The 13,683-nt window shown below is 43.6% G+C and carries 17 protein-coding genes; 13 read left to right on the forward strand and 4 right to left on the reverse strand.

What is annotated here, in order from left to right; translation table 11 throughout:
- Positions 1 to 60: 60 nt before the first annotated feature.
- Positions 61 to 813, reverse strand: coding sequence for a TSUP family transporter (locus EP13_RS17690; RefSeq protein WP_044058431.1), 753 nt, complete (start codon positions 811 to 813; stop codon positions 61 to 63).
- A 99-nt stretch (positions 814 to 912) separates the two neighbouring features.
- On the opposite strand from EP13_RS17690, the gene EP13_RS17695 reads away from it, so the two are divergent.
- From EP13_RS17695 to EP13_RS17720, 6 genes are all read left to right on the forward strand, one after another.
- Positions 913 to 1,662, forward strand: a complete 750-nt coding sequence (locus tag EP13_RS17695) for a GntR family transcriptional regulator (RefSeq protein WP_044058432.1) — start codon at positions 913 to 915, stop codon at positions 1,660 to 1,662.
- Positions 1,663 to 1,990: 328 nt separating this feature from the next.
- A complete protein-coding gene (locus EP13_RS17700) occupies positions 1,991 to 2,944 on the forward strand; it encodes an aldo/keto reductase (protein ID WP_044058433.1) in 954 nt (317 codons plus the stop codon).
- 9 nt (positions 2,945 to 2,953) lie between these two features.
- On the forward strand, positions 2,954 to 3,961 hold the full coding sequence (locus tag EP13_RS17705) for a TauD/TfdA family dioxygenase (RefSeq protein ID WP_044058434.1): 1,008 nt from the start codon (positions 2,954 to 2,956) through the stop codon (positions 3,959 to 3,961).
- A gap of 5 nt (positions 3,962 to 3,966) precedes the next feature.
- A complete protein-coding gene (locus EP13_RS17710; RefSeq protein WP_044058435.1) occupies positions 3,967 to 4,971 on the forward strand; it encodes a YeiH family protein in 1,005 nt (334 codons plus the stop codon).
- A gap of 57 nt (positions 4,972 to 5,028) precedes the next feature.
- Positions 5,029 to 6,306 (forward strand): sulfite oxidase, encoded by a 1,278-nt coding sequence (locus EP13_RS17715; RefSeq protein ID WP_332309698.1) that lies wholly within the window; start codon positions 5,029 to 5,031, stop codon positions 6,304 to 6,306.
- Between the two features lie 78 nt (positions 6,307 to 6,384).
- Positions 6,385 to 6,705 carry a hypothetical protein gene (locus EP13_RS17720; RefSeq protein WP_408605306.1) on the forward strand — a complete coding sequence of 107 codons (321 nt, stop codon included), beginning with the start codon at positions 6,385 to 6,387 and terminating at the stop codon, positions 6,703 to 6,705.
- Positions 6,706 to 6,779: 74 nt separating this feature from the next.
- Here EP13_RS17720 and EP13_RS17725 read toward each other — a convergent pair whose 3' ends face one another.
- The gene (locus EP13_RS17725; protein WP_044058438.1) at positions 6,780 to 7,241 is read right to left on the reverse strand and encodes a nuclear transport factor 2 family protein; all 462 of its coding nucleotides are present in this window, start codon (positions 7,239 to 7,241) and stop codon (positions 6,780 to 6,782) included.
- A gap of 138 nt (positions 7,242 to 7,379) precedes the next feature.
- Here EP13_RS17725 and EP13_RS17730 point away from each other — a divergent pair, with 138 nt between their 5' ends.
- Positions 7,380 to 8,282 carry a LysR family transcriptional regulator gene (locus EP13_RS17730; RefSeq protein WP_044058439.1) on the forward strand — a complete coding sequence of 301 codons (903 nt, stop codon included), beginning with the start codon at positions 7,380 to 7,382 and terminating at the stop codon, positions 8,280 to 8,282.
- A 113-nt stretch (positions 8,283 to 8,395) separates the two neighbouring features.
- Positions 8,396 to 8,638 (forward strand): nuclear transport factor 2 family protein, encoded by a 243-nt coding sequence (locus EP13_RS17735; protein WP_044058440.1) that lies wholly within the window; start codon positions 8,396 to 8,398, stop codon positions 8,636 to 8,638.
- On the opposite strand, the gene EP13_RS18970 is transcribed toward EP13_RS17735, so the two are convergent.
- Positions 8,618 to 8,986 carry a TnsA endonuclease N-terminal domain-containing protein gene (locus EP13_RS18970; protein ID WP_052364476.1) on the reverse strand — a complete coding sequence of 123 codons (369 nt, stop codon included), beginning with the start codon at positions 8,984 to 8,986 and terminating at the stop codon, positions 8,618 to 8,620. The genes EP13_RS17735 and EP13_RS18970 overlap by 21 nt on opposite strands.
- A 17-nt stretch (positions 8,987 to 9,003) precedes the next feature.
- A complete protein-coding gene (locus EP13_RS18975; protein ID WP_052364477.1) occupies positions 9,004 to 9,204 on the reverse strand; it encodes a hypothetical protein in 201 nt (66 codons plus the stop codon).
- Positions 9,205 to 9,537: 333 nt separating this feature from the next.
- Here EP13_RS18975 and EP13_RS17745 point away from each other — a divergent pair, with 333 nt between their 5' ends.
- From EP13_RS17745 to EP13_RS17765, 5 genes are all read left to right on the forward strand, one after another.
- Positions 9,538 to 9,777 carry an HTH-like domain-containing protein gene (locus EP13_RS17745; protein WP_044058441.1) on the forward strand — a complete coding sequence of 80 codons (240 nt, stop codon included), beginning with the start codon at positions 9,538 to 9,540 and terminating at the stop codon, positions 9,775 to 9,777.
- A gap of 58 nt (positions 9,778 to 9,835) precedes the next feature.
- Positions 9,836 to 10,969: a DUF262 domain-containing protein gene (locus tag EP13_RS17750; protein ID WP_044058442.1), complete on the forward strand. Its 1,134-nt coding sequence runs from the start codon at positions 9,836 to 9,838 to the stop codon at positions 10,967 to 10,969.
- On the forward strand, positions 10,962 to 12,071 hold the full coding sequence (locus EP13_RS17755; protein ID WP_044058443.1) for a DUF3696 domain-containing protein: 1,110 nt from the start codon (positions 10,962 to 10,964) through the stop codon (positions 12,069 to 12,071). Before EP13_RS17750 ends, EP13_RS17755 begins: the two co-directional genes overlap by 8 nt.
- A complete protein-coding gene (locus EP13_RS17760; protein WP_044058444.1) occupies positions 12,068 to 13,045 on the forward strand; it encodes a hypothetical protein in 978 nt (325 codons plus the stop codon). The genes EP13_RS17755 and EP13_RS17760 overlap by 4 nt, the downstream gene beginning before the upstream one ends.
- Positions 13,046 to 13,150: 105 nt before the next feature.
- Positions 13,151 to 13,681: an ATP-binding protein gene (locus EP13_RS17765; RefSeq protein ID WP_044058445.1), complete on the forward strand. Its 531-nt coding sequence runs from the start codon at positions 13,151 to 13,153 to the stop codon at positions 13,679 to 13,681.
- Positions 13,682 to 13,683 lie beyond the last annotated feature (2 nt).

A 13,683-nucleotide genomic window follows, 5' to 3' on the forward strand; every position in this document is an offset into this window, starting at 1 on the left:
CTCGAGTGTCAATCACGAATGATAAATTTATGAAAATTCCGATCACATATACAGAACTTTTTAAAAAGAGACATTCCGTACAATCAGGGTAAAACCACTTAAAGAAAGCATACTTAGCGCTAATAAGCGAACAAAAGACGCGGGTATGCGTGCAGCTATAAGACGGCCAATACGAGTAAATATTAAAATAACAGGCACGGCGCACAGGGTCGACACAAAAATTTCTTCGGAAGGCAGTGTTCCAAAAGGCACAATGGCTAGCCTCAGCAACGAGGTGACGCTAAACACCGCCAACAAGGTAAAGCGAATTTCATGAATGGGCCAATGTTGGCGATAGCATTGAAATACCACCGGCGGACCAAAGGTAGAAAATAGCCCCCCAAGCAAACCGCCCAACGCTCCCGCTATTGTAAATCCGGTCGCACTACCTGAAGGTACGCTATGTTTACGTTTTGCCAGCAGAAGGCCACAACAACTAAGAATAGCCACCCCAAGGATGATGTTAAGCCAGGTTGCCATGCCAGCCGAAAGGTATTCTAGTAATGCATAACCCACCCCCATCAGGGGAATACCGCTTACGAGTAAAAGCGTAAATGCTCGCCTGTTCACTTGCTCGGTATTTTTAAGTACTAAGCTTACCGAGTTGAACAGACTTAAAAAACTCACCACAAAGGTGGTGGCGGTAAGCGGCATAATATTAAACAGGGTAAAACTCGATACCACCATAAGACCAAACCCAAAACCGCTTAAGGTTTGCAGAAGCGTAGCCAAACCAAGAAGCGCAAACATGGGGAGGAGTGTTTCCAGTAGCATCTCGTGTTATTCCTTCGATGTATGTGATTTATATTAAAAATGCGCTATAACTCTTGTGTATGATATAAAAACAAAAACTAAGCATTGGGTTACGGTTACATGTCTTCATCACAATTCGACCACAAACTTGGCGGTCCAAGCCTTGCCTTCCAACCTCTTTACCAGCAGGTTGCTGAATACATTAAGCAACTTATTGTAGAACGCAGGTGGCAACCGGGCGAAATGCTTCCAAGTGAATTCAAGCTAGCCGACGAATTTAACGTAAGCCAAGGCACTGTAAGAAAAGCCCTAACCTTGTTAACCGACACCAAAATAGTTAATCGCCGGCAAGGTGTTGGCACATTTGTATCTGAGCACACCGCACAAGATGCTTTGTTTCGCTTTTTTCCATTGCAAGCCGATGGAAAGGGAGCCGACTTACCCAAAGCCGAGCTTTTGAATAAAGCGTTAGCAGAGCCATCTGAAGCTGTTCAACGGGCATTATCTTTATCACCTAAAGATAAAGTCGTTAAGCTAAACCGCAGACGTATTCTTGATAACGAGTTCTGCATGCTCGAAGCCGTATATTTACCCGCCAAGCTTTTTGCCGATATTGAAAAGCGGGAAGATATACCTCATACGCTGTATCACTTTTACCAAACCGACTATAACCAAACGGTATTTAAAACCCGTGACAGCATTAAAGCGGTACTCGCGTCAAAAAGTGATGCGAAAAGCCTGAATATCGAAAAAGGCACACCTTTACTTCTGGTTACCCGAGTCACCGAGTCGATTGACGGTACACTCATAGAATACCGTGAAAGCAAATGTCGTACTGATCACTACCATTACCAGGTTGAATTAGATTAACTTTTTACTTTGCAGAAAAAGCGCAATCACATACTATTTTAGCCTCACACTCATCCGCTTTCTAATCTTTATCTTCGCTTCTCTCGCGAGCTGCAACTCCTGCTAATGCCGCCTATCGCATGCTTTCGCTGATTAGGGTGAGGTTAGACTCCCAGCAACCATTAAAAGATCCAGCTCTATTTGTTAACACTTTGTTGACATCGCTGGTTACGTATAATAACTTATGTCTTATACAAGACTAAAGTATTCTTTGTGAGGTTATACCTAACACCGCAATTGAAGTAAAACCCTTTAGATTAAATTTTCGACTGACAAGGTGATATACGCGATGAAAAATATACCCGAGGTGGGATTTGGCTTTTGGAAAGTAGATAAAGCCACATGCGCCGATACAACCTATGAAGCCATTAAAGCTGGCTATCGCCATTTAGATTGCGCCTCCGATTACGGTAATGAGAAAGAAGTTGGTGAAGGGATTAAACGCGCTATCAATGAAGGTTTGTGTACCCGTGAAGAGCTATGGGTCACCTCGAAACTTTGGAATACTTTTCATGCGCCGGAACATGTTAGCTTAGCACTAGAAAAGTCACTGAGCGATCTTCAACTGTCGTATCTTGATCTTTACCTTATTCACTTCCCTATCGCACAAAAATTTGTTCCTATTGAAACGCGCTACCCACCTGAGTGGTTTTACGACCCTGACGCTGCAACGCCCACGATGGAGCTAGCCCCCGTTCCTCTCTATAAAACCTGGGAAGCCATGGAATCGTTGGTAGATAGCGATAAAGTGAAGCAAATAGGGGTGTGTAACTACAACACCGGCTTACTTAACGACCTAATGAGCTATGCACGCATTAAACCCGCCATGCTGCAAATTGAGTCTCATCCTTATCTTACCCAAGAGCGTCTCATCCGTTTAGCGAAAGACTATGGGTTGGCAGTAACGGCATTTTCTCCTTTAGGCGCGCTATCTTACCTTGAGCTGGAAATGGCAGATAAAACTGAATCAGTATTACAGCAAAGTGTCGTCAAAGCGGCGGCGGAAGCGCATGGTAAAACCCCAGCGCAAGTCGTTTTACGCTGGGGTATACAACGTGGCAACGCCATTATTCCTAAAACTTCAAAAGTTGAGCGCATGAAAGAAAACCTTTCCTTGTTCGACTTCACGCTAAGCGACAGTGAAATGCAGGCAATTTCTGCATTGAATATAAACCGTCGATTTAACGATCCCGGGCACTTTTGTGAAGCTGCCTTCAACCGTTTCCACCCTATTTACGACTAGGAGTAAGCTATGAATAACGTCAATGATACTGCTGCGGTAAAATACGCACGTGTGCCTACTCAGCACACTTACAACGACGATGTGTTTCCGCAAATAGTTGTAAATAATGATAATTGTAAAACCGTGGCGGACACTGTTGAGTTTGTTAAAGCCAATCAGGCAGAGCTTGAAGCCCAACTAGCAAAAGCCGGAGCCCTGTTGTTTAGAGGTTTTCCCATCGACTCGGCCGAAACCTTTGACGTTTTTTCTGCCGGCTTTGGTTACCCGAATTTCACCTATCAAGAGTCGCTTTCTAATGCGGTGCGCATCAACTTTACCGAGCGGGTATTTACCGCCAACGAAGCACCAAAAGACGTAGAGATTTTCTTACATCACGAAATGGCGCAAACGCCTATTTCACCCAGCAAGCTGTTTTTCTTCTGTCAGTACGCCGCTGACGAAGGTGGGGCAACGCCGCTTTGCCGTTCAGATAAATTATTTGAAGCACTAAAAGCAGAAAACCCTGAACTGGCTCGTGACTTTAAAGAAAAGGGCCTTAAATATACCACCACCATGCCCGCCGCAAACGATGCAAACTCTGGCCAAGGTCGCAGCTGGAAAAGCACGCTGAGTGTTGAAAGTGTGGAAGAAGCCGAAGCTAAGTTACAAGAATTAGGCTATAGCTGGCAATGGATGGACGATGGCAGCTTAAAAGCCATTACGCCTGTTTTACCCGCTGTCATAGAATTAGATGATGGGTCTGAAACCTTTTACAATCAACTTATCGCCGCCTACATGGGTTGGAAAGGGGTAAGAGAAAACCCTTCTTCGGCAATTACCTTTGGTGATGACAGCGCCATTCCCAAAGAAGGCTTAGAGAGAGTGGCGGAACTTTCAGAAGATTTCACCTTCGATCTAGAGTGGCAAGATGGCGATGTCGCTATTGTTGACAATTATCGCGCTATGCATGGTCGCCGCCCCTATTCCGGGGATAGAAAGCGAGTGGTATTGGTAGCACTTGTAGCCTCTGAGCGATAACCATCATGAATGACATAGCAGTAAAATGTAAGCACATTTGGCCGGGTCTTGGCATCGCCACCATCACTGGAATGGCCGCGTTGTTTTTAAGTGAACATTACAACGCCCCTGCTATGTTATTTGCCTTACTACTTGGTATGGCAGTTTCATTTTTGTATCAAAATAACACCCCCTGTGCTTGTGGCATCGACTTTACCGCCAGCACGCTTTTGCGCGCGGGCGTGGTATTGCTGGGGCTGCGTATTGCCTTAGGCGATTTAGCCGTTTTAGGATGGCAAACTGCGCTGATGTTAGCGATGGCTATTTTTACCACCATCATACTTGGGGTAGTGTTAGCCAAATCTTTGGGGTTACAAAAAAGGTTCGGTGCCCTCACCGGCGGCTCTGTGGCTATATGTGGAGCGTCAGCCGCACTGGCTATTTCGACGATATTACCTAAAGGTGAAAACCACGAACGAGATACGCTGCTCACTGTTATTGGCGTGACGGCCATGTCTACCATTGCAATGGTGTTATATCCCATAGTGGCAGCCCAGCTTGGCATGTCTAATAACGAAGCCGGCATATTTTTAGGGGGCACCATTCACGATGTGGCGCAAGTTGTGGGGGCCGGTTACTCGGTTTCAGAAGACGCGGGCGATATGGCTACCCTAACTAAGTTAGTGAGAGTGGCAATGCTTATGCCTGTGGTGCTGATTATGATGCTGGTAGTCAAACGGTTTTACACCGCCAGTACGGCAAAAAACACCGCTGATGTACCCAAAATGCCCATGTTTCTTATTGGCTTTGTCGCCTTAATGCTACTAAACAGCTTTGTCACCCTACCTGAGTTTGTCATCAGTACAGGCACCGAAGTATCACGCTTTTTTCTGGTGGTATCCATTACTGCCATTGGCATGAAGTCAAACCTGGGTAAGTTGGCAGAAGTGGGCATGCTGCCTATTGTGATGATTATTACAGAAACCCTTTGGATAGCCCTTCTGATTCTCGGGTATCTATATCTAATGTAACAATATTCGCCCCAGATCAATGAGGTAAAGAAAGTGAAAAAACGTGGTTTACATTCACTGTATGCAAAAGACCCAGTACATGCCGATGAAGCCGTCTTTGGCAGAACCAGTCACCATGTAACGCGCCGAGGCTTTCTGTCTGGCTTAAAGTCGTTGTCTGTGTTGCTTGGTGCCGAAATTGTATATGGGCAATTCATGCCCGCAGGGCTTATCCCTGCGGCATTTGCACAAACCGACAATCCTTTTACCATTGAAGGTAAAGACGGCTTGGTTGTGCTTAACGACAGGCCAGTCAATGCAGAAACCCCAGCCCACTTACTTGATGACGCGGTGACCCCCGCATCCCGTTTTTTTGTTCGTAATAACGGCATCGTGCCTGAAAGCCCTGACCCAAAAACATGGACACTCACCATAGAGGGTGAATCTGCAGCGCAATCTAGAACCTTTACCCTCGATGAATTAAAAGCCCAATTTAAACACTACACCTATCAATTGACATTGGAGTGTGGGGGCAACGGGCGCGCCGAGTTTTCCCCTGCTGCCACGGGGAATCAGTGGACCACAGGTGCAGTGGGTTGCCCTTCTTGGACAGGCGTACGCCTAAAAGACATACTTAATGCTGTGGGCGTGAAAGACGACGCCGTTTACATAGGCTATTACGGAGACGACCAACATTTAAGTCGAACCCCTGGTAAAGCCGCCATTTCTCGCGGCGTGCCCATGAGTAAAGCGATGGAAGATGAATCGTTAATTGCCTGGGCCATGAACGATGCGCCCCTGCCATTAATGAACGGCTATCCATTGCGCTTAGTGTTTGGTGGTTGGCCGGCGTCGACCTCAGGCAAATGGCTTAAAAAAATAGTGATTCGCAACCAGATCCACGATGGCGCAAAGATGCTTGGCAAAGCCTACCGTACGCCGTGTAAACCTGTTGCGCCGGGAACCAAAGTGGCCGATGAAGACATGTGTATTATTGAAGCTATGCCGGTTAAGTCGCTTATCACATATCCTCAATCTGGCACTGCACACGCATTATCTTCGCCTCTTGAAGTGCGCGGTCACGCATGGTGTGGCAGTACAAGTGTAGAAAAAGTGTTTACCTCCATTGATTTTGGCCAAACCTGGCAACAAGCAAAGTTAACTCGCCCCAAAAACCGCCATGCCTGGCAGCATTTTAAAACCACCGTGACGTTTCCTCAGGCAGGCTACTACGAAGTGTGGGCTAAAGCAGAAGATACAAACGGACGGGCGCAGCCTATGGTGCTTCCAGGGTGGAACCCTAAAGGTTACTTAAACAATGCCTGTCATCGTATAGCAGTAAGCGTAACGGCCTAACAATACAAAAAGTGGAGCTGTCTCATGCGTAATTGTTGTTTACTGTTTGCCCTACTGGCGGGTTTAGCTACACCTGACATGGTAATGGCTCAAAAAAGCCCTGCCCCCCACACCACTAACCAAGTTAACGTAGACCCACAATCGGGCTTGGTCATTGCAGAAGGTTACAATATGGTTGCTGCCCATTGCAGCGCATGCCACTCGCCGTCGCTTATTACACAAAATGCCATGAGCCGAGAACGATGGCTAGAAACCATTCGCTGGATGCAAGACACACAAAAGCTTTGGCCGTTAGGTGAGGCAGAACCTGCCATTCTTGATTACCTTGCTACCTGGTACGGCCCTAAAACGCAATCCAGAAGGCCTGCTCTCGCCCCTCACCTAATGCCTAAACCTTAACCACAGTTTTGTGTCGGGCGACGTTGTCAACAAATTACCTTTCTAGAAGCGCGCAGGCCCTATACAACGGGATCTTAAAGTTTAAGTTCTGACAGACTTGGAAAATCATCAGGACGACGGCTTCCTTCCCAGGTGAGTTTGCGCTCATCTTTGCTAATTGGGTGCTCATTAATGCTAGCAATTCGGCGCTGCATTAGGCCTTGTTCATTAAACTCCCAGTTCTCATTGCCGTAGGCACGAAACCATTGCCCGGTTTCATTCTGATACTCATAGGCAAAACGCACAGCAATTCGGTTGTCGGTGTGCGCCCAATATTCCTTCACTAATTTGTAATTAAGCTCTCGAGCCCATTTTCGGGTTAAAAAATCCTCAATCTCTGCAGTACCTTTAATGAATTCAGCCCTATTTCGCCATTGGCAGTCTCCGGTATAGGCGGCAGACACACGCGCTGGAGAGCGGCTATTCCACCCATCCTCAGCTAAACGAATTTTTTCAATGGCGGTTTCTTTGGTAAAAGGGGGAAGCGGTGGTCTCATCAATTTATCCTGCAAAATTTAGGTTGCGGTAAGTATGATGGCTTGCGTGAATTAAATAATTACCATATTTTGAAATTTATAATTTCACTATATGAAATAATATGAATGTAGGACAAGGGGTAATAAAAAGGGGGCGTGGTGGATAGAATTCAAGCCATGACGGTGTTTGCCGAAGTTGCAAAACTGGGCAGCTTTGTAAGTGCGGCTGAACAACTCTCTATGTCAGCACCAGCGGTAACCCGCGCTATTGCCATGCTAGAAACGCAACTAAATACGCGGTTATTCCATCGCACTACCCGTCGCATTAGGTTAACAGAAGCAGGGCAACAGTACCTGAGTGACGTTAAACGTATACTCGCTGATATTGCCCAAAGTGAAGCCGCTATTGCCGGCGTACAATTACTACCCAAAGGCACACTACGTGTTACGGCGCCCGTATTGTTTGGCGAGCTTTATGTCACCCCAATTATCGTAGATTTTTTGCGAGATTTTCCCGAAGTCAACGTACATGGCTACATGAACGACAATGTGGTTGATTTAATTGATACGAATATCGATGTGGCTATTCGCATTAGTAAACCCAAAGATTCTGGGCTGTACGCTAGTTCTGTTGGCCACGTGCAAAAAGTAACCGTCGCCTCGCCAGATTATTTAGCTCACGCACCTAAATTAACAACTCCAGAAGACTTGAAGCAACATACTTTGCTGTACCCTAGCGACTTTACCGAACCACCTGTGTGGAACTTCAAGCGAAATGGAAAAACAGTTGCTATTCGATTACAACCTAGGTTTGAGTGTAACCAAAATCGCTCAACCATTCGCGCAGCAAAAGCAGGGTTAGGAATCACACGCCTAATGTCTTATCAAGTGGCTGACGCCATAGAAAGCGGTGAGTTAGTCAACGTGTTAGAAGAGTACAACGATATTAAGTTGCCGATACAGGTAATTAGCCTTGAGGGACGACAAAACTTAGAAAAAGTAAAAAAGTTTGTGCACTATGTGAAAAACGCACTCGCAAAAGATACGTATTTAAACCCCTGAACTGTCAGTACTTTTTATTTTTAGTCCGCTCATAGGATTCAACACAAATAATGGGGTCAGAGTTAATTACCGTGAACGTATGCTCGCAAAAAGTACTCTGACCCCATTAATTGATGAATGAATTCTTACCTGCCTTCGGTGGCGGACTAAAAACCACGCACTGGTCCACAGACTTTAGCTTTGCTTCAGGAAGTGATGCAGTGTTTATGGGCACCATGAGTGCGGATGTACTTAAAACGGGTAAAAATACCGGCCAATTTAACTGGGCAGTAAGGGTTCATGTAGAGAACGGAAAAGTAAAACGCTGGACATGGCTAGAAAATAGCTTCGCCATTTCACAGGCCTACGCAAAGTAAATAATGGGGTGTTGTCCACCAAAGTGGAGTCAGCATCCAATTCAGGTTCTTTCTCACATCCCTAGGAAACATTTGATCATGGAAAACATAAAATGGGACGTTCTTCGAATCCCAATAAGCTTTCTCGATTATTAGTTTTCGTCTAGTGGCTTCATTTTGCTCAGCTTCCTCAAGCGGTTTTGCCTGAATAACGATACGAGGGACACGCCATTCAGCATAATCAATGAGTAAGTCACTGGTCATCACCATATCACCGTCTTGCGAGAGAGGGTGTGCAAAGTTCTTCTGGTTGGCAATAGCACGAGTTTTTTCAGGGTTTAACGGAAATTGCTCACGTATATCAACCACGTTGGGATGATGCTCAGCTAAGAACGCTGGGAAAACTCATTAAGTGAAAAGAGTTGCAGAACACGCCCTGCCTTTAAGCTGGGCATACGAACAGATAAACCGTGTGACGGCACTTCACGCACGTGCAACCATGGTTTGTAATCTTCATTACGGCCTTGCCCACGACCTTCTTTAACCCACTTTTCATACTTCCTTGTATTTTGAACATAGTTCGCCATCCGCTTTACCTCCAAATTGAAACGGAAACTGTAAAAACAGACTCAATCCATGAATCTTTAGCAGTTTATACGTGATCAAATTATAGCAAAATGAGGATCTAAATGGTTCGACAAAAAGTCGTTAACTACATGTATTAATTGAGTTTTATAAAAATATCAGTAGGTTAAAGTGTAAAAATTTTTATAAATAACAACATTTATGTTGTTGAGATACCAAAAATTTAACTATTCGCGATCATCAAATGACCACCGTTGAGATCCTCTGACGATAGTCTTTGCATATCATTGCTAAATTAGCTAATTTAGCTAAACGGTAAAAACGAAGTCCTGATCATGTCTGAACAATCAATTTTTGAGCAAATTAAATTGGCACTCGCTGATGCACCACGGAATCAGTATACGGCTGAGTTACACCTGCAAATGATCAAATTCGCGGATGAACTCAAGCACATAACTTCAAAAGAATTCTGTGAAGGTGTAGGGCTTAAACAAAGTTTAGGAACAGAGTTCAGTAAGATGCGTAACTTGACCCATCGTTTAAAGGCTGCTGGACTCGACACTTTAAAATTGTGATCGTAAGTATTAAAACTCTATCAGCTCAAATTGCTAGACAAATATCTAAGGAAACTACATGACTGACATAACAGAATCAGAGCTTGATGAAGAAAAAGTCGATCCTAATGCGGTTGACGATGAGCCAGAACTACTTGACGAAGTGATGCACCCCTTCAACCCGACAGATATCGATATTGTCGTGGAGCCTAAGTCATTAGACGCTTTGATTAAGCGAATTCAGCATGACGAAATAGATATGAATACTGATTTTCAGCGACATGCAGAATTGTGGGATAACCGTAAAATGAGTCGGTTAATAGAGTCGATCTTGATTCGGTTTCCGTTACCAGCATTCTACTTCGATGCGTCAGATGAAAATAATTGGCTGATCGTAGACGGCTTGCAACGGTTATCTACGATTCGAAAATTTGTATTAGATAAAAAGCTTCGCCTTAATGGTCTTGAGTTTTTAACCGAACTAAACGGTAAAACTTTCGACAAGCTGCATCGCCAATATCAACGTCGTATTGAAGAATGTCCCGTCACTGTGTACATGATCAAACCTGGTACTCCAGAAGATGTTAAGTATTCGGTTTTTCGCCGTATCAATACGGGTGGCTTGACGTTGAACAACCAAGAAATCCGTAATGCGCTTGCAAAGCCACGAGATCGAGAGCTGTTGGAGATGTTGGCCAATTCAGAATGCTCCAAAGCCATGCTCGGTGATCTATCTAAACGTATGAAAGACCAGGAATTAGTATTGCGGTTTTGGGCTTTTTATCGCTTTGATTACCTTGACTCCAAGAACAAAAAGGAAATCGCCTCTTTTTTAGATAAAGCGATGGAAGATATCAAGAAAGGTGATGATGTTTATCGTGAAGATTTTAAGACGAATTATTCAACGGCGATTCAACGTTGTTGTCAACTTTTAGGAAAATCTGGGTTTGAAAAGGACCCGTCATCAAATTCACGAAAGCGTTCTAAAAACTCAACTTTGTTTGAAGTTTGGATGGTTGCACTAGCTAGGTTGCCAGACACAGAATTTAACTACCTTCTGGCTAAGCAGAGCGATTTTCAAGAAAAAGCACGAGCGCTTCTGAAAGATGGTGAGTTTTTTAACGCTATTACTTATTCGACACAGAAAAAAGACCATGTTGAAAAGCGTTATGAAAAGGTGAACTCGTTAATTCAGGATATGCTGAATGATTGAATTTATTAATATAAAGAATTTTAAAACTTTATTGAATGCTAGTTTCCCTCTTGGGAAGTTGAATCTATTTTCAGGCTTAAATGGAATGGGGAAATCTACCCTTGTACAGAGCCTATTACTTTTAAGGCAATCATACGAACGCAATACCCTAAAATCAAAGGGACTTTTACTGAACGGCGATTACGTAAACATAGGTACAGGCAAAGACGCGCTTTCTAGTTTTAGTGAACAGGAAGAGATTATCTTCACCGTGAAGTGGAGTGATAAGGAACTGCCAGATCTATTCGAGTTTGACTACCAGCACGACTCTGATTTGCTACCACTAAGGAAATCAGGTATCGGCACTAATTCAGAGCTCCTAAGTCTATTCAATTCGAATTTTCAGTACTTATGTGCCGATAGATTAAGCCCCCAAAGTCACCATCAATTGTCTGAGTTTCATATCCGTGATTTGAAATCTCTCGGTCACCATGGTGAGTTTGCCGTTCACTTTATCGCTGTAAATGGAGCTAAAGATCTAGAAATTTCCGCATTACTTCATCCCAATGCGGTATCAGGAACTTTACTTGCCAACATTGAAGCTTGGATGTCTGATATTACTCCAGGCTTAAAAATCAAAGCGGTGGCGCAACCTCAATTCAATTCAGCCAGCCTAAGTTATTCATTTAACCAAGGTAAAGAAACTACCGAAGAATTTAAACCTCAGAATGTAGGCTTTGGCTTGAGTTACGTGCTACCTGTCGTTACCAGTATTCTGAGCTCAGCAAAAGGTGATTTGCTGATTATTGAAAATCCAGAATCACACCTGCATCCAGCAGGACAATCATTGATGGGTAAGTTGTGTGCGATTGCTGCGAATAATGGTGTACAACTAATCGTTGAATCTCATTCTGATCATTTCCTAAATGGCATAAGAGTGGCTGTGAAGCAGAAAGTGGTTGCCGCTGATGATGTAAAGGTCTTTTTCTTACAGCGAGATGTTTACAATTCTATTCATGCTTCAGAAGTCATGTATCCCAATATTGATGATGAAGGTCGCATTGACTGCTGGCCGGAAGGCTTCTTTGACCAATGGGATAAGGAGCTGGATCAGCTGTTATGAGCAATGGAATTGTACTGAATCATCACTCTTTGCCGTTTGCTAACAAAGAGGATGCAGATAATGGATTATTGGCTTTCTTTAATGTTCTTAAAGTTTGCCGAGCCTCAGGTTTAAAAATTTTGTTGGTCGATGAGGATCAAGACAAATCACTAATGGGACTGGAACTGGCTGAAGGATACTTTATTCGCAATTGGTTTGTGTCAGCAAACAAGGTTGCGGTTCAAGCAGATTGGTGTCGATTTCTTAGATCTCTCGAAACGAAACAACCTCTCTTCGAAACTGTTGATATTGAAAGAGTTAGTGATACTGTAGAAGTAGGTTTGCCGGGGGAGACCTCTGGCAAGAGAGTACTATTAGCCGCATTTTATTTTGAAACTTTTCTTGCCAGCTTCACCGCGTTAGCAGCATGGATTAATAGCCATATTAAAGTATGGGTTCTCAATCTAGAAGCGACGCCAGAGCAATATGAAGAAAATCTATTAAACCTGAGTAACACTGCGAGTTTGGAAGCCCATTTTGAAGAACTCAAACAGCGTCGTAATGCGTTATTAAATACCGCTAAGAATATTTGGTTACAAAGAAATGATTTATTTCCTCATATCACTTTGTTGTCAAACCAAATAGGTACGAGCCTTCAAGGTTGGTCTGCTCGACAAGATGTATTATTCAAAGCACGTAATGCGCTATATGTGCTGGAGTCTTTCGGTGCGAAATGGCTTAAGGGAGACTATGTTGAGTACCGACATGAGTACTTGAGAGCTTTAGGTTTGGCAGCAGAAGTAAGCGGCGAATCGAAAAGCGTCAATAACGATCCCAAAAAGAAGAAAGAACGCATGTTTTGGTTAGATGATGGGCGACAGCTCTATTGTGAAAATCACGTAAAACTACCTGATGGGTATCGACTACATTTTTATGCAGATAACGATAAGAAGAGAATATACATCGCATATTTGGGACCACACTTGACTCTATAATAGTAATTATTACAAATTGCTAACTTAGCGCTGCTGTATTAGGAAATTAAATTATAAATAGCCTACTGTTCTAGAGGTTTTTATTACACCCAAGGAAGTATAATAATGAAAAGGAAATTAATATTCATAGGCGGTATCCATGGTGCCGGTAAATCGACCCTCTGTAAAAAGCTGATTTCAGAACTGAAAATTCCCCATTATTCTGCTAGTGAGCTTATAACTAGAGCCCAAAAAGGTCTTTATACAAAAAATAAGACAGTTAAAAATGTAACGAAAAACCAAGACGTTTTGTTAGTAGCACTAAATGAATTTGTGGATGAGCCCTGTATACTCCTAGATGGACACTTCGCATTGTTCGATGCAAAACAGAAAGTTCAACAAATTCCAGTAGAAACATTTGCCTCTATTGAGCCTATAGCTATGTGTGTTCTGACGTCCGATATTGAATTAATTCTAGAGAGAATTGCCGCGAGAGACGGAATTCAACATGACAAATCTGCATATGAAGCTTTAAGCGATAGCGAACTAGCTAATGCAAAGTCAGTAGCCAAGAGGCTGAATATTCCTCTTTTCATCCATGATACCAATAACGATATATTAGAGCTGACTCAATTTATCAGCTCAAACTTGGAGTAAGC

The organism is Alteromonas australica, from assembly GCF_000730385.1.
GTDB lineage: Bacteria > Pseudomonadota > Gammaproteobacteria > Enterobacterales > Alteromonadaceae > Alteromonas > Alteromonas australica.

Excerpts from the sequence above, each read along its gene's own strand:
- EP13_RS17690 (WP_044058431.1), bottom strand. The coding sequence starts at position 813 with ATGCTACTGGAAACACTCCTCCCCATGTTTGCGCTTCTTGGTTTGGCT.
- EP13_RS17695 (WP_044058432.1), top strand. The coding sequence starts at position 913 with ATGTCTTCATCACAATTCGACCACAAACTTGGCGGTCCAAGCCTTGCC.
- EP13_RS17700 (WP_044058433.1), top strand. The coding sequence starts at position 1,991 with ATGAAAAATATACCCGAGGTGGGATTTGGCTTTTGGAAAGTAGATAAA.
- EP13_RS17705 (WP_044058434.1), top strand. The coding sequence starts at position 2,954 with ATGAATAACGTCAATGATACTGCTGCGGTAAAATACGCACGTGTGCCT.
- EP13_RS17710 (WP_044058435.1), top strand. The coding sequence starts at position 3,967 with ATGAATGACATAGCAGTAAAATGTAAGCACATTTGGCCGGGTCTTGGC.
- EP13_RS17720 (WP_408605306.1), top strand. The coding sequence starts at position 6,385 with ATGGTAATGGCTCAAAAAAGCCCTGCCCCCCACACCACTAACCAAGTT.
- EP13_RS17725 (WP_044058438.1), bottom strand. The coding sequence starts at position 7,241 with ATGAGACCACCGCTTCCCCCTTTTACCAAAGAAACCGCCATTGAAAAA.
- EP13_RS17735 (WP_044058440.1), top strand. The coding sequence starts at position 8,396 with ATGAATGAATTCTTACCTGCCTTCGGTGGCGGACTAAAAACCACGCAC.
- EP13_RS18975 (WP_052364477.1), bottom strand. The coding sequence starts at position 9,204 with ATGGCGAACTATGTTCAAAATACAAGGAAGTATGAAAAGTGGGTTAAA.
- EP13_RS17745 (WP_044058441.1), top strand. The coding sequence starts at position 9,538 with ATGTCTGAACAATCAATTTTTGAGCAAATTAAATTGGCACTCGCTGAT.
- EP13_RS17750 (WP_044058442.1), top strand. The coding sequence starts at position 9,836 with ATGACTGACATAACAGAATCAGAGCTTGATGAAGAAAAAGTCGATCCT.
- EP13_RS17755 (WP_044058443.1), top strand. The coding sequence starts at position 10,962 with ATGATTGAATTTATTAATATAAAGAATTTTAAAACTTTATTGAATGCT.
- EP13_RS17760 (WP_044058444.1), top strand. The coding sequence starts at position 12,068 with ATGAGCAATGGAATTGTACTGAATCATCACTCTTTGCCGTTTGCTAAC.
- EP13_RS17765 (WP_044058445.1), top strand. The coding sequence starts at position 13,151 with ATGAAAAGGAAATTAATATTCATAGGCGGTATCCATGGTGCCGGTAAA.